Below are 22,249 nucleotides of genomic sequence, written 5' to 3'. Positions count from 1 at the left end.
GGGTGGGACTCGATTCGGTCGGTCATGTGCGCAGCCTGCCAGGCCTGCTCACACTTCGTCGACGGAATTACGGTCGAGGTCGGTCGGATCCGTCGGCCGGGGTACGCAGGGGGCCGACCCGCGCGGTGCGGGGCGGCCCCCTCGGCGTGTGCGGGCGGCTACCGGCCCTCGACGAGGCTCTTCGGGCGCAGGTCCGTCCAGTTGGTCTCGATGTACTCCAGGCAATCCTGGCGGGCGGCCGGGCCGTGGGCGACGGTCCAGCCGGCCGGGACGGTGACGAAGTCCGGCCACAGGCTGTGCTGGCCCTCGGCGTTGACCAGGACGGAGTAGACGCCGTCGGGGTTCTCGAAGGGGTTGCTGCTCATCGGGTGGTTTCCTTCCGTGTGACCAGGGCCTCAAGGGCCCGGAACCAGGTCTGCGCCAGATCCCGGACGGCCTCCTCGGTGAGGAGTTCGCCGGCGTAGGCCCAGTGGGCGCTCAGCTCGGGGCCGCCGGGGCGGTCCTCGGTGAGGGCGTTGAGGGTGAGGGCGTGGGACATCGGCATCCCGGGGTCGGCGTCGAGGTCGGCGGCGTCGCCCTCCGGCGCGTACGACCAGTCGGCGGCCTCGGGGACGTCGAAGCGGCCCATGTAGTTGAACTCGATCTGCGGCTCGGCGAGCCGGGCCAGTTCCGGACCGGTGACCGGGTTGAGGTGCCGCAGCAGGCCGTGTCCGACGCCGCCGGTGGACGGGCCCGTCAGGTGCTCGCGGACGCGGGCGACGGCCTCGTCGGGGTCGAGGCCCGCCGGGCCCGGGTCGAGGCGGACCGGGACGACGCTGGTGAACCAGCCGATGGTACGGGACAGGTCGGCGTTGCCGGCGAGTTCCTCCTCGCGGCCGTGGCCTTCGAGGTCGACGAGGACCGCGGTGCCGGGCTCCGCGCCCAGCAGCCGGGTGCGCCAGTCGGCGACGGCCTGCGCGAAGGCGGTCAGCAGCACGTCGTTGACGCTCGCGCCGTACGCGGCGGGCACCCGCCCGAGCAGCGGCCCGGTGACCTCGGCGGGCAGGGTCAGCGACAGGTAGCGGGTGCTCTCCACGGTGTCGCGTGCCGTGTCCAGCGGCCGGGCCAGCGGCAGGCCCGCGCCGTCCGCGAGGACCGAGGTCCAACGGGGCAGTTCGTCCTCGCGGGAGGGGTCGAGGGCGCGGGCGGTGAGCAGTTCGGACCAGCGGCGGAAGGAGACGTCCACGGGGGGCAGCTCCGGTGTGCGGCCCGCCGCGACGGCCGCCCAGGCGGTCTCGAGGTCGGGGAGCAGGATGCGCCAGGTCACGCCGTCGACGACGAGGTGGTGCAGGAGCAGCAGCAGCCGTCCCGGCCGTCCGGGCCCGGCGTCGAACCACACCGCGCGCACCATGTCGCCGGTGTCGGGGTCGAGTCCGGCGCGCGCGCTGACCGCGTGGGCGGAGATCGCCTCCCGCAGCGCGGTGTCGTCCGCGCCCGAGACGTCGGCGCGGGCGAGCCAGGACGCCACGTCGACGGTGCCCGGGGCGGGCACGCGCAGCGCCCACTGCTCGCCCCTGTCGCCCTTGTGGCACGGCTGGGTGCGGGTGCGTTCCAGGCGGGCGCGGAGCATGTCGTGCCGGTCGGCCACGGCGCGCAGGACCGCCAGTAGGCCGTCCTCGTCCAGGTCCGCCGGGGTCTGCAGGAAGGCGGCCTGGTGGTAGCCCCAGATGGGGCCGCCGCGCTCGCGCAGGGCGTGCATGATCGGGGTGAGCGGGACGAGGCCGGTGCCGTCGTCGTGGGTGCGGACCAGCTCGTCGCCCGCGAGCGGGACGGCGACCCCGGCGAGCGAGGCCACGTCGCGGTGCTGGAACACCTGACGGGGGGTGATCCGCAGCCCTGCCGCCCGGGCACGGCTGACGAACTGCATCGCGACGATGCTGTCGCCGCCGAGGGCGAAGAAGTCGTCGTCGGTGCCGACGGCCTCGGCGGGCAGTCCCAGCACCTCGGCGACCAGGCCGCACAGGGTGCGTTCGGTGTCGTTGCCGGGCCTGCGGCCGCCCGTGCCCGCGGTGAAGTCGGGGGCGGGCAGCGCCTTGCGGTCCAGCTTGCCGTTGGACAGCAGCGGCAGCCGGTCCAGGACGACCACGGCGGCCGGGACCATGTACTCCGGCAGGCTCGCCGCCACGTGGGCGCGCAGGGCGGCGGGGTCGGCGGTGCGGCCCTCGGCGGGGACGACGTAGCCGACCAGCTGCCGCACGCGGGGCCGGTCCTCGCGGGCGGCGACGACGACCTGGGCCACGGTGCCGTGCGCGGCGATGGCGGTCTCGACCTCGGCGAGCTCGACCCGGTAGCCGCGGATCTTGACCTGGTCGTCGGAGCGGCCGGCGTACTCCAGCTGCCCCTCCTCGGTCCACCTCGCGAGGTCGCCGGTGCGGTACATCCGGGCGCCGGGCGGGCCGTACGGGTCGGCGACGAAGCGCTCCGCCGTCAGGTCGGGCCGGCCCAGGTAGCCGCGGGCCAGCCCGGCGCCGGACAGGTACAGCTCGCCGGTGACGCCGGGCGGGACCAGGCGCAGCGAGCCGTCCAGGACGTAGGCCCGCGTGCCCCGCACGGCGCGGCCGACGACGGGCCGGTCGCTGTCGGCGACCCGGCCGACGAGGGCGTCGACGGTGGCCTCGGTGGGCCCGTACAGGTTGAAGGCCTCGGTGGACCCCAGCGCCGCCAGGCGCGACCAGAGGGCGTCCGGCACGGCCTCGCCGCCGACGCCGACCACCGCCAGCGGGCAGTTCCCGTCGCGGATCAGTCCGGCGTCCGCCATCTGGGCGAGCAGCGACGGTGTGACCTCGATGAAGTCCAGCCCCTCGGCGCGGATCAGGGCGGCGAGCTGCTCCGCGTCGCGGCGCGTCTCGTCGTCCACGATGTGCAGCGCGTGGCCGTCGAGCAGCCACAGCTGCGGCTGCCAGGACGCGTCGAAGGAGAACGACCAGGCGTGGCCGACCCGCAGGTGGCGGCGCCCGGTCAGTTCCTTGGCGCGGTCGTGGAGGTCGTGGCGGTGGCTGCGGAAGAGGTTGGCGAGGCTGCGCTGGGTGACGACGACGCCCTTGGGGCGGCCCGTCGAGCCCGAGGTGTAGATGACGTACGCCGGGTGGTCGGGGGCCGGTGCCTGCGGGGCCGCCTCGGGCAGCCCGTCGAGGGCGTCCAGGTGGAGCACCGGGACACCGGTGTCCGGCAGGGACGCGGCGAGTTCCCGCGTGGTGAGGATCAGCCGCGGCGCCGCGTCGGCGAGCATGTCGAGCACGCGGTCGGCGGGCAGGCCGGGGTCGATGGGCAGGTAGGCGGCGCCCGCCGTCATGACCGCCAGGATCGCCGTGATGTGGTCGGCGGTACGGGGCAGCGCCAGCGCCACGATGCCCTCGGGGCCCGCGCCCGCGCCGGCCAGCACGCGGGCCAGCCGGCCGGTACGTGCGGCCAGTTCGGCGAAGGTCCACGTCACGGACGGGTCGGTGACGGCGACCGCGTCCGGGGACGCGGCGGCCTGCGCCGCGAAGAGGGCGGGGACGGTGGCGTCGCCGGCCCGCGGGAGCAGGGCCGTGTCGTTCCAGGCTTCCAGCAGCAGGCGCCGGTCGGCGTCGCCCAGGATGTCGATGCGGCCGACGGCGGTGTCCGGGTCGGCGGCCATCGCCGACAGGACGGAGAGCATCGCCGAGGCGATGCGCCCGGCGGCGGCCGGGGAGAACAGGTCGGGGCGGAACTCGGCCGTCAGGCGCAGGCGTTCGTCGGGCTCGACGGCCCAGGCGAACGGGTAGTGCGTGGAGTCCTCGTGCTCGCGCACCGACAGGCGCAGCCCCGGCTCCTCCGGCTCCTCCGCGACCGGGTAGGACTCGAAGACCATCAGCGTGTCGAAGAGGTCGCCGAGTCCGGCGCCGCGCTGGATGTCCGCCAGGCCCAGGTGCTGGTGCGGCAGCAGGCGCGACTGCTCGTCCTGGAGGCGGTCCAGCAGGGCGCCGACCGGCTCCTGCGGGCGCAGCCGGACGCGTACGGGCACGGTGTTGATGAACAGGCCGATCATCGACTCGACGCCGTCCAGCTCCGGCGGACGACCCGCGACCGTCGCACCGAACACCACGTCGTCGCGGCCGGTCAGCCGGGACAGCACGACCGACCAGGCGGCCTGCACGAGGGTGTTGACGGTGAGCCCACGGCGCCGGGCGAGCGCGCCCAGCGCCTCCGTCAGCTCCTCGTCGGCCTCGACCGTGTGGGTGAGCGGCACGACCGGCGCCCGGCCTGCGTCGGCGGGCACCAGGTGGGTGGCCTCCTCCAGCGCGTCCAGGGCCGCGGCCCAGGCGGCCGCGGAGGCCGCCGTGTCCTGCGCCGCGAGCCAGCGCAGGTAGTCGCGGTAGGGGGCGCCGGCGGGCGGGGTGGTCCCTTCGTAGAGGGCGGTCAGTTCCGCCATCAGGCGGGGCACCGACCAGCCGTCGAGCAGCAGGTGCTGGTGGGACAGGACGAGGCGGTGGGCGCCCTCGCCCGTCCTGGCCAGCAGCAGCCGCAGCAGCGGCGGTTCGGCGGGGTCGAAGCGGCGGCGTTCCTGGAGCAGCAGACGCTCCCACTCCTGCCCGGCGTCCGGGACGGCGGTGAGGTCGACGTGGCGCCACGGCAGCGGCACCGAGCGCGGCACGACGGCCACCGGGCGGCCGGAGGAGAGGTAGCGGAAGCCCGCGCGCAGGCTCTCGTGCCGGTCGAGCAGGGCCTGCCCGGCGGCGCGCAGCCGCTCGGGGTCGGGCTCGCCCTCGATGTCGTACGACACCTGGACGGTGTAGACGTCGGGTCCCTGGTCGCCGGAGTCGAAGGAGGCGTGGAAGAGCAGGCCGGCCTGGAGCGGGGTGAGCGGCAACAACTCGGCCGTTCCGGCGCCGGGGAGTTCGGCGCGCTCGGCGTCGGTGAGATCCGGGAGCAGCTCGGTGTCGCCCTCGGTGTCCTCGCGGACGGTGTCGACGGCGACGGCCGCCAGGCCCGCGGGGGTCTTGTGGCGGAAGACGTCGCGCGGCGTGATCGTCAGCCCGGCGGCGCGGGCCCGGACGACGAGCTGCATGGCGACGATGCTGTCGCCGCCGAGGGTGAAGAAGTCGTCGTCGGCGCCGACCCGTTCGAGGCCGAGGACGGCAGCGACGAGCTCGCACATGCGCTCCTCGCGCGGGGTGCGGGGCACGGTCGCGGTGACCTGGGCGGCGAAGTCCGGCGCGGGCAGGGCCGCGCGGTCGAGCTTGCCGTTCGGCGTGAGCGGGAGTCCGTCCAGGACGACGAAGGCGGCGGGCACCATGTGCTCCGGCAGCGCGGCGGCCGCGTGGGCGCGCAGCGTCGCCGTGCCGGCGTCCTGTCCCGGAGCGGGGACGACGTACGCCACCAGGCGCTCGTCGCGCAGCAGGACGGTGGCCGAGGCGACCGCGGGATGCCCGGACAGCACTCCCTCGATCTCACCCGGTTCGACGCGGAAGCCGCGCAGCTTGACCTGGTCGTCGACGCGGCCCAGGTAGTCCAGCTCCCCCTCGCGCGTCCAGCGGGCCAGGTCGCCGGTGCGGTACATCCGGCTCCCGGGCTCCCCGTGCGGGTCGGCGACGAACCGCTCGGCGGTCAGCCCGGCCCTGCCGAGGTAGCCGCGCGCCAGCTGGACGCCCGCGAGGTACAGCTCACCCGGCACGCCAGGGGGAACCGGGCGCAGCGAGGCGTCCAGCACATAGGTGCGGGTGTTCCACACCGGACGGCCGATGGGGACGGTGCCGGCCCCCGGCGTGACGTGGTGGGCGGTGACGTCGACGGACGCCTCCGTGGGGCCGTACAGGTTGTGCAGCCCGGCCGTGCCCAGCACCGCGTGGAAACGGGCGGCGAGCGGGGCGGGCAGCGCCTCGCCGCTGCAGATCACACGGCGCAGTCCGGTGCAGCCGGCCGCGGCCGGCTCGTCAAGGAAGGCACGCAGCATCGACGGCACGAAGTGCGCCGTGGTGACGCCGCTGTCCTGGATGAGCCTGGCGAGGTAGGCCGGGTCCTTGTGGCCCTCGGGGCGCGCCACGACGAGCGTCGCGCCGGTGATCAGCGGCCAGAAGAACTCCCAGACCGACACGTCGAAGCTCGACGGCGTCTTCTGCAGCACGCGGTCGTCGGCGGTCAGGCCGTAGGTGTCCTGCATCCACAGCAGGCGGTTGACGATGCCCTCCTGCGGTAGGACGACGCCCTTGGGACGGCCGGTCGAGCCGGAGGTGTAGATGACGTAGGCGGGCCGGAGCGGGTCGTACGCCTGCGGGAGCGGGCCGGTGGCGGCGTCCGCCGCCGGGGCGCCGTCGGCGTCGACCAGGAGGCGCGGCGCGTCGGTGTCCGGCAGGCCGACGCCGTCGGTGGTCACCACGCACACCGGGCGGGCGTCGGCGAGCATGAACGCCAGCCGTTCCGCCGGGTAGTCGGTGTCGAGCGGCAGGTAGGCGCCGCCCGCGCGGTGGACGGCGAGCAGGGTGACGACCAGGGCCGCCGAGCGCGGCAGCGCGACGGCCACCGTGGACTCCGGGCCGACGCCCGCGCCGGCGAGGACGTGGGCGAGGCGTTCGACGCGGGCGTCCAGCTCCGCGTACGCAACCGGGGTGTCCTCCACCAGCAGCGCGGGCGCGGCCGGGGTCGCGGCGGCCTGGGCGCGGAACAGCTCGGGGAGGGTGCGGCCGGGCACGGCGTGGCCGGTGGCGTTCCACTCCCCCAGGACGCGGGTGCGTTCGTCGTCCTCCAGTACGTCCAGGTGCCCGACGGGCCGCTCGGGTGCGGCGGCGGCCTGCTCCAGCAGGCGTTCCATGCGGCGGGCGAGGAGTTCGGCGGTCGGCCGGTCGAAGAGGTCGGCGCTGTACTCGATCCAGCCCTGGATGCCGTTGCCCTCGCCCTGCTCGACGAAGTCGAAGCTGAGGTCGAACTTGGCGGTGTCCTGGCCGACCGGCTCCGGGCGTGCCGTGAGGCCCGGCAGCACGGGGGTGCCGGCGCGCTCGGCGAGATGGACGACCATCACCTGGAAGAGCGGGTGCCGGGCCAGCGAGCGGCTCGGGTTGAGGGCTTCGACCAGCCGCTCGAAGGGCAGGTCCTGGTGCTCGTACGCGGCCAGGTCGGCGGTCCGGACGCGGCGCAGCAGCTCCGCGAAGCCGGGCGCGCCGGACAGGTCGGTCCGCAGCACGAGGGAGTTGACGAAGAAGCCGACGAGGTCCTCCAGGCGCTCGTCCGCGCGCCCGGAGACGGGCGCGCCGAGCGGGATGTCCTCGCCCGCGCCGAGCCGGTGCAGCAGGGCGGCGACGGCGGCCTGGGAGACCATGAACATGCTGGCGCCCTCGCGGCGGGCGAGCGCGCGCAGGGAGCGTTCCAGCTCGGGCCGGATCGTGAAGCCCACGGTGCCGCCGGTGTGCGAGGACTCCTGGGGGCGCGGCCGGTCGGTGGGCAGCGCCAGTTCCTCGGGGAGGCCGCGCAGGGTCTCGGTCCAGTACGCGAGCAGGTCGTCGCCGGAGTGCTCCAGCAGCTCGCGCTGCCAGAGCGTGTAGTCGGCGTAACTCACCGGCAGCGGGGCCCAGTCGGGGCCGTGGCCTGCGGCGCGCGCGGCGTAGGCGGTGCCGAGGTCGGCGAGCAGGGCCCGGTCGGACCACTCGTCGGTGGCGATGTGGTGCAGCACGAGCAGCAGTACGTGCTCGTCAGGACCGGTCGCGGACAGGTGGGCACGCAGCGGGAGTTCGCGCTCCAGGTCGAACGGCCGCGCGGCGATCCGGGGCAGTTCGTCGGGGGTCGCGGTGCCGAGCGTCACGCGCGCCTGCTCCGGGGCCAGGACGTGCTGGTGGGGCACGCCGTCCACGGCCGGGAAGACCGTGCGCAGGGTGGTGTGGCGGGCGACGAGGTCGTTCAGCGCCGCCTCCAGCGCGGCACGGTCCAGGGCGCCGGTCAGGCGCCAGGCGGCCGGGAGGTTGTACGAGGGGTCGGCGGCATCGACCTGGTGCAGCAGCCACAGCCGGCGCTGGGCCGAGGAGAGCGGCAGCCGCTCGGGCAGGGCGCGGCCGGCGGTCAGGGCCGGACGCTCCTCGGCGCCCCGGCTGTCCAGCAGGGTGGCGAGCCGGGCGACGGTGGGCGAGTCGAAGACGGCGCGCAGCGTGACCTCGCCGCCGAGCGCGGTACGGATGCGGCTGATCAGACGCATCGCGAGCAACGAGTGGCCGCCGAGGACGAAGAAGTCGTCGTCGATGCCGACCCGTTCCAGGCCCAGCACGGCCGCGAACTGCTCGGCGAGCAGCTCTTCGCGCGGGGTGCGGGGCAGGCGGCCGCCGACCGCGGACGACAGGTCGGGGGCGGGCAGCGCGGCCCGGTCCAGCTTGCCGTTGACGGTGCGCGGCAGGGCCGCCAGGTTCACGAACGCCGCGGGCACCATGTGCTCGGGCAGCACGGCGGCGACACGGGCGCGCAGCGCGGCCGGGTCGGGCTCGTGGCCGGGGGCGGGGACGACGTACGCGACGAGGCGCGGCACGCCGGGGGTGTCCTCGCGGACGACGACGGCGGCCGTGGACACACCGGGATCGGCGGTGAGGACGGACTCGATCTCGCCGGGCTCCACACGGAAGCCGCGGATCTTGACCTGGTCGTCGGTACGGCCCAGGTGCTCAAGGGTGCTGTCGGCCCGGCGTCGCGCCAGGTCGCCCGTGCGGTACATGCGCTCGCCGGGGGTGCCGTACGGGTCGGCGACGAACCGCTCGGCGGTCAGGTCCGGCCGGCCGAGGTAGCCGCGGGCCAGGCCCGCTCCGGCGAGGTAGAGCTCGCCGGCCACACCGAGCGGTGCCGGGCGCAGCCGCTCGTCGAGGACGTACGCGCGGGTGTTGTCCAGCGGCGCCGCCCACTCCGGTGCGCCGTTGTGGCGACCGTAGGCGTCGACGGAGGCTTCGGTGGGCCCGTACAGGTCGTGCACCTGGGTGCCGGGGAGCCCGGACAGCCGCTGCCACAGGCCGGGCGGGGTGGCCTCGCCGCCGACGGTGAGGACGGCGGGCGCGTAGCCGCCCGCGGCGAGGAAACCGTGGTGGGTCAGCTCGCCCAGGTAGGTCGGGGTGAGGTCGACGTAGTCGGCGCCGGTCTCCGCCAGGTGCGCGAGGAGCGCGGCCGGTTCCGTCATCGTCGTCTCGTCCACGACGTGCAGTTCGTGGCCGGCCAGCAGCCACAGCAGCGGGTCCCAGGAGGCGTCGAAGCTGAACGACGCGGTGTGCGCGGCCTTCAGGACCGCGCGGCCGGTGGCACGGACAGCCGGTTCGACCATGTCGCGCAGGTGGGCGCCGAAGAGGTTGGACAGGCCCCGGTGGGTGCCGATGACGCCCTTGGGGGTGCCGGTGGAGCCGGAGGTGTAGAGGGTGTACGCGGCACTCGGCGGCGGGTACCCGGCGGGGTGTGCGAACTCGGCCTCGGGCAGTGGCCCGTCGAGCAGCAGCCGCGCGACGCCCGGCGTGGCCGGGAGGCGTTCGGCGAGGTCGGCGGTGGTGAGCAGGCAGACCGGGCCTGCGTCGCGGAGCATGAACTCCAGCCGGTCGGCGGGCAGGGCGGGATCGAGCGGCAGGTAGGCGGCGCCCGAGGCGAGCACGGCGAGGATCGCCGGGACCATGGCGTGCCGCCGCAGCGCGAGGGCCACCACCGTGCCCTCGGCCGCGCCGTGCGCACGGACCAGGGCGGCGACGGAGTCGACGCGGACGCCCAGTTCGGCGAAGGTCAGCGTGCCGGAGGCGGTCACCAGGGCCGTCCGCTCCGGGTGGGCCCGTACGGTGTCGGCGAGGATCTCGGGCACCGCCCGGGTCTCCGCTCCGTGCCGCGTCGTGTCGTTCCAGGCGACGGCGGCGGCCTCGTGCTCGGCGGGCGTGAGCAGGTCGAACTCCGCCAGCGGGAGGTCCGGGTGGGCCGCGGCCTGCCGCAGCAGCAGGACCAGGCGGGCGACGAGCAGCGCGGCGGTGGCCTCGTCGGCCAGGTCGGTCGCGTACTCCAGCAGCAGAGCCAGTGGGTGTGCCTCGCCGTGGTCGACGAAGGTGAAGTCGAGGTCGAACTTGGCCGTGCCGGTGTCCATGTCGAACCACTCGGTGGGCAGCCCGAAGACGTCGGGGTCGCCGTCGGGGCGGTGGTGGTAGCCCAGCATCACCTGGAACAGCGGGTTGCGGCCCGCCGCGCGGGGCGGGTTCACCGCCTCCACGACCCGGTCGAAGGGCATGTCCTGGTGCTCGAAGGCCTCAAGGGCCGACTCGCGGACCCGGCCAAGCAATTGACGGAACGTCAGTGTGTTGCCGGACAGGTCGGTGCGCAGCACGAGGGTGTTGACGAAGAAGCCGACGAGGTCGTCGAGACCGCTGTCGGTACGGCCGGCGATGGGCGCGCCGAGCGGGACGTCCTCGCCCGCGCCGAGCCGGTGCAGCAGCGCGGCGGTCGCGGCCTGGAACAGCATGAACATGCTGGTGCCGGTCGCGGTGGACAGCTCCCGCAGTTCCCGGCCCAGCCCCACGGGCACCTCACCGCGCGCGATCGCGCCGGCGCCGGTGGGCGCGGCGGGACGCGGCCGGTCGAGCGGCAGCGCCAGCTCCTCGGGCAGGTCACGCAACCGGTCGGTCCAGTAGGCGAGCTGCGTGTCACCGACGGTGCCGAGCAGGCGCTCCTGCCACAGGGTGTAGTCCGCGTACTGGACGGGCAGCGGCTGCCAGGCCGGGGCGGAGCCCGCGGCGCGGGCGGTGTAGGCGGCGGTCAGGTCCGCCATGAAGGGGCGGTCGGACCACTCGTCGGTGGTGATGTGGTGCAGCACCACGGCCACCACGTGGTCGTCGGCGCCGACCCGGAACACCTCGCAGCGCAGCGGCAGGTGTTCCGTCAGGTCGAACGGGCGGCGCTGGGCCGCCTCGATCAGCCCGGGGAGGTCGGACTCGGCGCACTCGGCGACGCTGAACCCCGGCAGGGCTTCGGCCGCGGGGACGATCCGCTGGTACGGCTCGCCGTCCTGCTCGCCGATCAGGGTGCGCAGCGCCTCGTGGCGGGCCGCGACGTCGCCAAGGGCCCGGCGCAGTGCGTCGGTGTCCAGGGCGCCGCGCAGCCGGAAGACGAGCGGGAAGTTGTACGCGGCGCCGCCGCCGGTGAGGCCTTCCACCAGCCACAGGCGGCGCTGCGCGGCGGAGAGCGGGACGAGGGCGGGCCGTTCGGCGGCCGCGGTGAGCGCGGGGCGGGCGGGCCGTCCGGCGTCGGCGCGCTCCGCGAGCCGGGCGGGCGTCGGGGCCTCGAAGAGGTCGCGGATGGCGAGTTCGGCGCCGAGCTCGGTGCGGGCCCGGCTGACCAGGCGGGTGGCGAGCAGCGAGTGGCCGCCCAGGTCGAAGAAGCTGTCCTCGGCGCCCACCGACGGCAGGGCCAGCACCTCGGCGAAGAGGCGGCACAGCACCTCTTCCTGCGGGGTGCGCGGTCCGCGTCCGCCGCCGAGGGCCACGGCCGGCTCGGCGTCGGGCAGCGCCCGCACGTCGAGCTTGCCGTTGGCGTTCATCGGCAGCCGGTCGAGGGTGACGAAGGCGGCCGGGACCATGTACTCGGGCAGTTCGCGCTTCAGGTCCTCGCGCAGCACGCGGACCAGGGCGCTCTCGTCGCGGCCCGCGGCCGGGTCGTTGGCGTACGGGGCGCTGCCGCCGCCCGGCCGGTACAGCCCGGCGGTCGTACCGGTGGTGCCGGCCGGGACGAAGACGGCCTCGTAGGTGCCGGCTTCGGCGCCCCACGTCGTGAGCACGCGGCAGCCGAGGTCGGCGGCCAGGTCGTGCAGGGTCTCCGGGTCGACGCCGTCCGGACGGACGCGGCCGTCCGGCACGCCGCTGAGGCGCAGCCGCTCGGGCCGCTCCTCGCGCAGCCGCTCGGCAAGACCGGGCGACCACGCCACCACGGACTCCTCGCCCAGCCGAACGGAGGCCTCTCCGCGGTAGAGCACGGCGTCGTAGCGGTGCCGGGTCAGCTCGTTGTGGTGACGTCCGCGCTTGGTGCGCAGGTCGAGGCCGTAGCCGAGGTGCGCGAAGAAGTCCGGGTCGACCAGGAGTTCCTTCTCCAGGCGCAGGCCGCGTTCCACGGCCCGCTCGAACTCCTCTCCGTCGGTGCCCCGCGCGCGCTGGATCTCGGTGTGGAAGGTGCGGGCCAGCCGCAGGTTGCGGACGTCGCCGACGAAGAGCGCGCCGCCGGGGGCGAGCAGGTCCATGGCGCCCTGCACGACCGACTCCAGGTAGGCCACGCTGGGGAAGTACTGGATGACGGAGTTGATGACGACCGTGTCGAAGTACCCGGTGGGCAGCCCCTCCAGGTCGTCGGCGGGACGGCAGCGCAGCTCCACCTTGGCGGCCAGCTCCGGATCGCGCCGCAGCTCCTCGCCGATCTTGCGGATGACGGGGGCGGCGAAGTCGGTGGCCCAGTACGCATCGGCGTCCGGGGCCAGCCGCGACAGCAGCAGGCCGGAGCCGACGCCGATCTCCAGGATGCGGCGCGGGCGCAGTTCGCGGATGCGTGCGAGGGTGGCCTCGCGCCACTCGTGCATGTCCTCGAAGGGGATGGGCTGCCCGTCGTAGGAGCTGTCCCAGCCCGCGTACTCCTCGGTGAAGACGGCGGTGGAGATCTCCTCGTACTCGTCGGAGTAGATCTCCTGCCACTCGCCGACCTGGGCGCGCTCGGTGGACTCGCGCTCGGTGGCGTCGGCGGGGGCCGGGACGACGTAGCCGATCAGCCGGTCGTCGCGGACGACGACGGCGGCCTGCGAGACGCGCGGGTGGCGGCTGAGGGCGGTCTCGATCTCGCCGGGCTCGACGCGGTAGCCGCGGATCTTGACCTGGTCGTCGGTGCGCCCGAGGAAGTCGAGGTTCCCATCCGGGTTACGCCGCACCAGGTCGCCGGTGCGGTACATCCGCTCGCCGGGCTCGCCGAAGGGGTCGGCGACGAACCGCTCGGCGGTCAGACCCGGCCGGTCCAGGTAGCCGCGGGCCAGGCCGATGCCCGCGATGTACAGCTCGCCGGGGACGCCGTCGGGCACCGGGCGCAGCCAGGCGTCGAGGATGTGGGCGCGGGTGCCGCGGATGGGGCGGCCGACGGTGGGCGTGGCGCTGTCGTGGGTGCCGCCGCCGAGGGTGTTGATGGTGTACTCGGTGGGGCCGTACAGGTTGTAGCCGTAACTCCCCTCGGTGTCGCGCAGCCGCGTCCAGACCGCCTCGGGGACGGCTTCGCCGCCGAGCAGCACCAGCGGCGGGACGTGCCCTTCGAGCAGGCCCTCCTCGATGAGCAGCCGGGCGTAGGTCGGGGTGACGTTGACGACGTCGATGCGGTGCCGCTCGCAGTAGGCGGTCAGCGCGTGGGCGTCACGCCGCAACTCCTCGTCGCAGACGTGCACTTCGTGGCCCTCGACGAGCCACAGCAGCTCCTCCCACGACATGTCGAAGGCGAAGGAGACGGTGTGCGCGACGCGCAGCCGCCGGCCCCCCGCCGCGGCGATCGCCGGTTCGAAGATCTCCTTCTGGTGGTTGAGCTGCATGTTCGTCAGGCCCCGGTAGGGGGTGACGACGCCCTTGGGGCGGCCGGTGGAGCCCGAGGTGTAGATGACGTACGCGGGGTGCTCCAGGCTGAAGCTCGCGACGACCGGGGCGTCGGACAGCTCCGCCAGCTCGGCGGCGACGGACGGATCGTCGAGCAGGACGCGCGGGGTGCGGGCGTCCAGGGTGGCGGAGACGGCGGCGTTGGTCAGGAGCAGCAGCGGCCGGGCGTCCTCCAGCATCAACGAGAGCCGGTCGGCCGGGTGGTCCAGCTCCAGCGGCAGGTAGGCGGCGCCGGTCCGCAGCACCGCGAAGAGGGCCACGACCATCTCGGCGGAGCGGGGCAGGCCCAGCGCGACGACCTTCTCCGGGCCCGCGCCGCGGGCCAGCAGCAGCCGGGCCGTGCGGTTCACGGCCGCGTCGAGTCCGGCGTAGGTGAGGGTGCGCTCGCCGAAGACGAGGGCGGTCGCGTCCGGGGTGCGGGCGGCCTGCGCGGCGAGGAGGTCGGCGATGGTCTCGGTGGGCTCCGGGACGCGGCTGACGGCCCACTCCCGCTCCAGGGCGGCGTGTTCGGCGGGCAGCAGCGGGTCGAGACCGCCGACGGGGGCCGTCAGGTCCTGCGCCAAGCGCTCCAGAAGGAGGGTGAAGCGGTCCAGCAGCGCGCGGGCGGTCTCGTGCGGGACGACGTCAGGCCGGTGCGCGAGCGTGACGAGGACGCGCTGCCCCGGCGTCACGATCAGGTTGACGGGGTAGTGCGTGGCGTCGACGTTGGCGACGGCGGCGGCGCCGTGCTCGGTGCGCAGCCGCTCCAGCCGGTCCTCGGTGTCGTTGTTGCGCAGCACGAAGAGGGTGTCGAACAGCCGCCGGTGACCGGTCTCGGCCTGCAGCACACCGAGGCCCAGGTACTCGTACGGCATGAGTTCCAGGCGCTCGCCCTGGATGCGCCGCAGCAGGTCCAGGACGGGCTCCGCCGGGTCGAGGTGGACGCGGGCGGGAACGGTGTTGAGGAACATGCCGATGACGTGTCCGACGTCCGGCACCTCGGTCGGCCGGCCCGCGACGGTCGTACCGAACACGACGTCGGTGCGGCCGGTCGCGGAGGCCAGGGTCAGGCCCCAGGCGGCGTTGAGCACCGTGTTGAGGGTGAGGCCGTGGGCGCGGGCCCGCTCGCGCAGCGAGTCGCCGAGCTCCGCGGGGAGCACCGCGTCCAGCTGCTCGGGGATGACGGGTTCCAGGCCCGCGTCGGCGACGGCCGGGACGAGCAGGGTGGGCTCCTCCAGGCCGGCCAGCGCGGCGCGCCAGGCGGCGGTCGCGGCGGCGTCGTCCTGGGTGCCGAGCCAGGCCAGGTAGTCCCCGTAGGAGCCGGGGCGCGGCAGGCCGGCGTCGTCGCCGCCCGTCGCGTAGAGGGCGAAGAGCTGGTCGAGGAAGAGCCAGGCGGACCAGCCGTCCCACAGGATCAGGTGGCGGCCGATGACGAGGCGGTCGCCGTGCTCCGCGCCGCGGCGTACGAGCAGCATGCGGAACAGGGGCGGCGCGGACAGGTCGAAGCGGCAGGTGCGCTCCTCGTCCATCAGGGCGCGCAGCCGCACCTCCTGCTCGGCGGCGGGCAGTTCCGACAGGTCGACGGTCTCCAGCGGCACTTCGGGCTCGGCGACGATGAACTGCACCGGCTGGCGCAGCCCGTCGCTGGTGAACCCGGCGCGGAGCCCCGGGTTGCGGTCGAGCAGGGTGCGGGCGGCGGCGCGCAGCCGGTCCTCGTCCAGGCGCTCGGCGAAGTCGAAGGTCTCGTGGACGGTGTAGACGTCCAGGGCGCCGTCGTCGTAGGCGGAGTGGAAGAACAGGCCTTCCTGGAGCGGGGCGAGCGGCCAGATCTCGGCGACGGCTCCCCCGGCGGTGCGGTGGACGCGCTCGGTCTCCCCGGGCGTCAGCTCGGGGCGGACGGGGCCGGTTCGCTCCGGGGCGGTGGCGCCGGTGCGGGCGGCCAGGGCCAGGGCGGCGGGGGTGCGGTGCTCGAAGACGTCGCGCGGGGTCAGTTCGAGACCGGCGGCGCGGGCGCGGCTGGCGACGCCTATGGAGCTGATGCTGTCGCCCCCGAGGAGGAAGAAGTCGTCGTCGGGGCCGGTGTCCGGCAGGCCGAGGACGGCCGCGAAGACCTCCGTCAGCGTCCGCTCGCGGTCGGTGCGCGGGGCGCGGGCGGGGGCGCGCTCGGCCTCGGGCGCGGGCAGCGCGGCGCGGTCGAGCTTGCCGCTGGGGGTCAGCGGCAGCGCGTCCAGCACGACGAAGGCGTCCGGGACGAGCGGCGCGGGCAGCAGCTCGGCCACGGCGGCGCGCAGGGCGGCGGTGTCCGGGCGGCAGTCGCGCGTCGGGACGACGTACGCCACGAGGCGCTGCTCGCGCACGGTCACCGCGGCCTGGGCGACCTGCGGGAGCCGTACGAGGGCGGCCTCGGTCTCGCCGGGCTCGATGCGGTTGCCGCGCAGCTTGACCTGGCGGTCGGTGCGGCCCAGGTACTCCAGGACACCTCCCCCAGCCTCCGTCCGGGGGGACCCCCAACGCCGGCGCACGAGGTCGCCGGTGCGGTACATCCGCTCGCCGGGCGCGCCGTACGGGTCGGCGACGAAACGCTCGGCGGTGAGCGCGGAGCGGCCGTGGTAGCCGCGGGCGAGCTGCACTCCGGTCAGGTAGAGCTCGCCGGGCACGCCGTCCGGCACCGGGCGCAGGCAGGCGTCCAGCACGCGCAGGCCCGTGTTCCACACCGGGCGGCCGATGGGCACGGTGGTGTCCGGGGCGCCGTCGAAGGCGTGGTGGGTGACGTCGACGGCGGCCTCGGTGGGCCCGTAGAGGTTGTGCAGCGGCACCCCGGTGAGCGCCTGCCAGCGCGCGGCGGCGGCGCCGGGCAGGGCCTCGCCGCTGCTGAGCACGCGACGCAGGCTCGCCGCCCACGAGGCGTCGGCGGTCACCTCCGGCGTGCTGAGGAACGCCTCCAGCATGGAGGGCACGAAGTGCATGGTGGTGATGCGCTGTTCGCGGACGAGCCCGGCGAGGTGGACCGGGTCGCGGTGCCCGTCGGGCCGGGCGAGGACGACGGCGGCGCCCTCGCACAGCGGCCAGAAGAACTCCCACACGCTGACGTCGAAGCTGGACGGGGTCTTCTGCAGGACGCGGTCGTCGGCCGTCAGGCCGTACTCGCCCTGCGTCCAGGCGAGGCGGTTGACGACGGCGCGGTGGGTGACGACGACGCCCTTGGGGCGGCCGGTGGAGCCGGAGGTGTAGATCAGGTACGCCGGGTCGTCGGGCCGGGCCGCCGCACCCGCACCGTTCACCTGGGCGTCTTCGGCGGGGGCGTCGACCAGCAGCGGTGTCAGGCCCTCCACGGCGGGCAGCCGCGGGGCGTCGGCCGCCGTGGTGACGACGGTGGTGGCGCCTGAGTCGGCGAGCATGTAGGCGACGCGCTCGGCGGGGTAGTCCAGGTCGACGGGCAGGTAGGCCGCGCCGGACTTGAGGACGCCGAGCAGCGCCACCATCAGTTCCGCCGAACGCGGGACGGCGACGGCGACGAAGCCCTCGGGGCCGGCGCCGCGGGCGCGCAGCCGCGCGGCCAGCGCCTCGGCGCGCGCGTCGAGTTCGGCGTACGTCAGGGTGGTGTCGCCGTACACGACGGCGGTCGCGCCGGGGGTACGGGCGGTCTGCGCGGCGATGGCGGCGGGCAGCGTCGTCGCCGGGACGTCGCGGGCGGCGCCGTCGAGGTGGGCGGTGGCGTGCTCGTGCGGGGTGAGCAGGTCGACGGAGCCGACCGGGCGGCCGGGGTCGTCGGCGATGGCTTCCAGCAGCAGCGTGAGCCGGTCGCCGAGGGCGCGGACGGCCTCGGCGTCGATCCGGCGCACGTGGTGCTTGAGCCGCAGGTCCATGCGGCGGCCGGGCTTCACGATGAGCGCGAGCGGATAGTGCACGGTGTCGTGGAACGCGTGGCCGCTGACGCGCACGGTGCCCGAGGGGTCGGCGAGGCCGGTCTCGGCGGGGTAGTTCTCGAAGACGACGAGGGTGTCGAAGAGTTCGCCGCCGCCCGCGTGCCCGGCGGCCCGCTGGATCTCGGCGAGGCCGAGGTGCTGGTGGTCCAGCAGGGTGCTCTGCTCGTCCTGGAGGCGGCGCAGCAGCGTGCCGAGGCCGGTGGCCGGGTCCCAGGCGAGCCGGGTCGGCAGGGTGTTTATGAACAGGCCGACCATGGAGTCGATGCCGTCGACGGCGGCGTCGCGGCCGGAGACGGTGGTGCCGAACACGACGTCCTGCTGTCCGGTCAGCCGGCCCAGCAGCAGGCCCCAGGCGCCCTGCACGACGGTGCCGAGGGTGACGCGGAGCTCGCGGGCACGGGCCGTGAGGCGGGCCGTGACGCGCTCGGAGAGCTCCACGCGGATCTGCGCGGGCTCCACCGGGCCGCCGTCCGCGGGCGCGTCCACCAGGCGCGTCGGGCCTTCGAGCCCGGCGAGCGCGGTACGCCACGCGGTGCGGGCGGCGTCCCGGTCGGCGGCGGCGATGCGGCGCAGGTAGCCGGCGTACGCGGGCACCGCGGGCAGCGGCGCCGGGTCGTCCGCGTACAGGGCCATCAGCTCGCGGTGGAGGACGGGCAGCGACCAGCCGTCCGCGACGATGTGGTGGAACGTCAGCAGCAGGCGGCTGCGGTCCGCGCCCAGGCGGACGAGCGCGCAGCGCAGCAGCGGCGGCCGGGCGAGGTCGAAGGGCCGGGACCGCTCGTCGGCGGCGACGGCGTCCGCGAGGCCGCGGCGCACGCCGTCCTCCTGCGCGGACAGGTCGACCTCGCGCCAGGGCAGCACGGCGCCACTGGTGACGACCTGGACGGGCCGGCCGTCGGGGAGCTGGCGGAAGCAGGCGCGCAGCGGAGCGTGCCGCTCCAGGAGCCGTTCCATGGCGCGACGCAGCGCTGCGCCGTCGACGGGGCCGGACAGCTCCACGGCCTGCTGCACGACGTAGGCGTCGTGGTCGGCGCCGTCGACGAGGGCGTGGAAGAAGAAGCCCTCCTGCAGCGGGCCGAGCGGCAGCACCTCGTCGACGGTGACCGCGAGGTCGCCGCGCACGGCGGCCAGTTCGGCGTCCGTCAGGGACAGCAGGGGCGCGGCCTGCTCCTCCGCGGTGGCGTCGTCCGGGCCGCCCTCCTCGGCGACCTCGGCGAGCGCGGCGACGGTGCGGTGCCGGAACACGTCGCGCGGGGTGAGGCGCAGGCCGGCGCGGCGGGCGAGGACGAGCAGCTGGATCGCCACGATGCTGTCGCCGCCGAGCGCGAAGAAGTCGTCGTCGATCGTGACGGTCCGCACGCCGAGGGCCTGCGCGTACAGGGCGCACAGCAGCTCCTCGCGGGGGTCGCGCGGGGCGCGGCCCGAGCTGAGGGCGGCGTAGTCGGGGACGGGCAGGGCGGCGCCGTCGAGCTTGCCGCTGGGCGTCACCGGCAGCCGGTCCAGGGGCACGAGGGCCGCGGGGACCATGTACTCCGGCAGGAATTCGGCGGCGTGCGCGCGCAGCGTGCGCATCAGCGCGGTGACGTCGCGGAAGGGCGCGGGCCGGTTGGCGAACGGGCGGCCGCCGCCGGGCCGGTACAGCGGGCCCGGGTCGGCGCCCTCGGCGGTGAAGACGGCGTCGACGCTGCCGTCGTCGGCGTCCCCGGTCCAGGTCAGGGCGGCGGACAGGCCGTGCCGCGCGGCGAGTTCGTGCAGCGATTCAGGATCGACGCTGCCGGCGCCGTCTGCGCCGGGGCGGCTGCTGTCGTCGAGGACGGCGAGGGCGTCGAGGTCCTCGGTGAGGCGGGCGTTGGGCACGGCGGTGACGCGCAGCCGCTCCGGGCGCGCGGCGAGCCGGGCGTCCAGGGCGTCGAGGCCGCCGAGGGCCGCCCACGCGATCTCGTCACCCGTGTCCGGCTCCACCGAGGTGGGTGCCGGGCGCAGTTCGACGTCGTAGCGGTAGCGGGTCAGCTCGTTGTGGTGGACGCCGCGCTTGACGCGCACCTGGGCGGCGAAACCGTCGAGACCCGCGAACCAGTCCGGGTCGACGAGGAGTTCGCCCTCCCACGCCACCGAGCGGTCGACGGCGGCGCGCAAGGCCTCCTTGTCGGCGGCGTCACCGGCGGCGCCCTCGTCGCCGGCACCGCGGCGGCTCTCCACGGCGGCGCGCAGGGTGCGCAGCAGCCGCAGGTTGCGCACGTCGCCGACGAAGATCGCACCGCCGGGGGCGAGCAGCGCGGCGGCCTTGCGCAGCACGTCCTGGAGGTAGTCGGCGCCCGGGAAGTACTGGGCGACGGAGTTGATGACGACGACATCGAAGTGGCCCTCGGGCAGTCCGGTGGTGTCGTGCGCGGGGCGGGCCGACAGCTCGACGCGACCGGCGAGTTCCGGTACGTCGCGGATCTGGGCGCGCAGCGCGGCGACGGCCTCCTCGGAGACGTCGGTGCCCCAGTACGCCTCGCAGCCGGGGGCCAGGCGGGACAGCAGCAGGCCGCTGCCGACGCCGATCTCCAGGACGCGGCGCGGCGCGAGCGCGGCGATGCGCTCGACGGTGGCCGTCCGCCACTCGCGCATGTCGGCGAGCGGGATGGGCAGCCCGTCGTACATGCTGTTCCAGCCGGCGAAGTTCTCCTGGAAGCCCTCGGAACCCGCGGCGGAGTAAAGGAGTTCGTGCAGGTCCTTCCACTCGGCGACCTCGGCGTCGGCGTCGAGCGACGGCACGACGTAAGCGGCCAGCCGCCGGTCGCCGGGCCGGTCCTCGCGGACGACGACGGCGGCCTGGGCGACGCCGGGGTGGGCGCGCAGCACCGACTCGATCTCGCCGGGCTCGATGCGGAAGCCGCGGATCTTGACCTGGCTGTCGACGCGGCCGAGGAACTCCATCCGCCCGTCGGACTTCCAGCGCACGAGGTCGCCGGTGCGGTACAGCCGCTCCCCCGGTTCGCCGAAGGGGTCGGCGACGAAGCGCTCGGCCGTCAGGTCGGGGCGCCCGAGGTAGCCGCGGGCCAGCCCGGCGCCGCCGAGGTAGAGCTCTCCCGCGACACCGGCGGGGACCGGCCGCAGCCGGGCGTCGAGGACGTAGGCGCGGGTGCCGGGATCGGGTACGCCGATGGGCACGATGGTGCCGGCCGGGGTGTCGGGATCGCACAGGCCGAGCGTGGAGTTGGTGGTCGCTTCGGTCGGGCCGTAGGCGTTGAACATCATGCGGCCGCGCGCGTAGCGGCCGACGAGTTCGGGCGAGACGCGCTCGGTGCCGGCGAGCAGCGTCGCCTCCGCGGGCAGGTGCACGTCGTCGGGCATGGCGGCGAGCAGCGCGGGCGGCAGGATCATGAAGGTGATGCCGTGGGCGTTCGCGTAGTCGGCCAGCGGCGGGCCGGGGACGCGTCGTTCGGAGGGTACGACGACGAGCCGTCCGCCGGAGAGCAGGCCGAGGCACAGGTCCCAGAAGGCGACGTCGAAGCTCGGGGAGGCGAACTGCAGCACCCGGCTGTGCGGGCCGATGCCGAAGCGCTCGCTCTGGGTGGCGACGAGCTTGGCGACGCCGGCGTGGGAGAGGACGACGCCCTTGGGCCGGCCGGTGGAGCCGGAGGTGTAGATGACGTAGGCGGCGTTCGCGACCGTCAGCCGGCCGCCGGACCCGGGGTCGTGGGCCGGCAGCCCGGCGAGCTCGGCGACGGTCTCCGGGGCGTCCAAGAGCAGCGTGGGCACCTCGCCGGGCAGGTCGGCGGCGACCTCGGCGGTGGTGACGAGGCACACCGGCGTGGCGTCGGCGAGCATGTAGGCGACGCGGTCGGCGGGGTAGTCGGTGTCGACCGGCAGGTAGGCGGCGCCGGACTTGAGCACCGCGACCTCGGCGACGATCAGCTCGGCCGAGCGCGGCACGGCCAGTGCCACCACCGTCTCGGGGCCGGCGCCCCGGGCGACGAGGGCGTGGGCCAGCCGGTTGGCGCGGGCGTCGAGTTCGGCGTAGGTGAGGCGGACGTCCTCGAAGACCAGGGCGGTCTCGTCGGGCCGGGTGCGGACCTGCTCGGCGAACATGGCGGGCCAGGTGGCGAGCGGCACGTCGTGGTCGGTGTCGTTCCACTCGTGGAGGACCCGGTGCCGCTCCGGCCCGTCGAGCAGCGCGAGGTCGCCGACCGCGCGGTCGGGGTACGCGGTGGCGTCGGCGAGGAGGGTGGCGTAGTGGCCGAGGATCCGGTCGACGGTGGCGGCCTCGAAGAGGCCCGGGTGATAGGCGGCGTGGACCTCGCCGGACGCCACCCGCAGTTCGAGGTCGAGAGGACCGCCGGCCCAGTCGCCGGCGGCGAAGCCGGTGTTGCAGAGCAGACCGCCGCCGCGGGTCGCCGCGGCGCCCAGCTCGGCGGCGAGGACGGTGGCCGGGGCGCGGTGGGCACGGGCCCGCTCCGCGGCGTCGGCCACCCGCGCGGTGAGCCCGGCGAAGGTGGTGTCGGCGGTGAGGGCGACGCGCAGCGGCAGGCCGTCGTGGGCGAGGACGAGGTCGGTGGCCCCGCCGCCGTAGTGGTGGAGCAGGGCGACGTACGCCGCGAGGTGCCGTTCCTGACCCGAGGCCGTGCCGGGCAGGGCACGGGAGCGGACCGCGGCCGGTCCCGCGGGACGCTGCGGATAGGGGAAGTCGACGGGGAGAACGGTCTCCTGTGCGAGCGGAATCAGCCGCTCGCGCCAGAAGTCCTTTGCCGCCATCGCCAGTTCTTCGTT

Annotated in this window: 2 protein-coding genes; both read right to left on the bottom strand. The window is 75.3% G+C overall.

Annotation, left to right across the window (positions count from 1 at the left end; all coding sequences use genetic code 11):
- Positions 1-158: 158 nt before the first annotated feature.
- Positions 159-365, bottom strand: coding sequence for an MbtH family protein (locus tag PV350_RS15220; protein ID WP_500334288.1), 207 nt, complete (start codon positions 363-365; stop codon positions 159-161).
- Positions 362-22,234: a non-ribosomal peptide synthase/polyketide synthase gene (locus tag PV350_RS15215; protein WP_500334301.1), complete on the bottom strand. Its 21,873-nt coding sequence runs from the start codon at positions 22,232-22,234 to the stop codon at positions 362-364. Before PV350_RS15215 ends, PV350_RS15220 begins: the two co-directional genes overlap by 4 nt.
- Between the last annotated feature and the right edge of the window lie 15 nt (positions 22,235-22,249).

The organism is Streptomyces sp. PA03-6a (assembly GCF_033792765.1).
Classification (GTDB): domain Bacteria; phylum Actinomycetota; class Actinomycetes; order Streptomycetales; family Streptomycetaceae; genus Actinacidiphila.
This window is presented reverse-complemented; position numbering and strand designations above follow the sequence as displayed.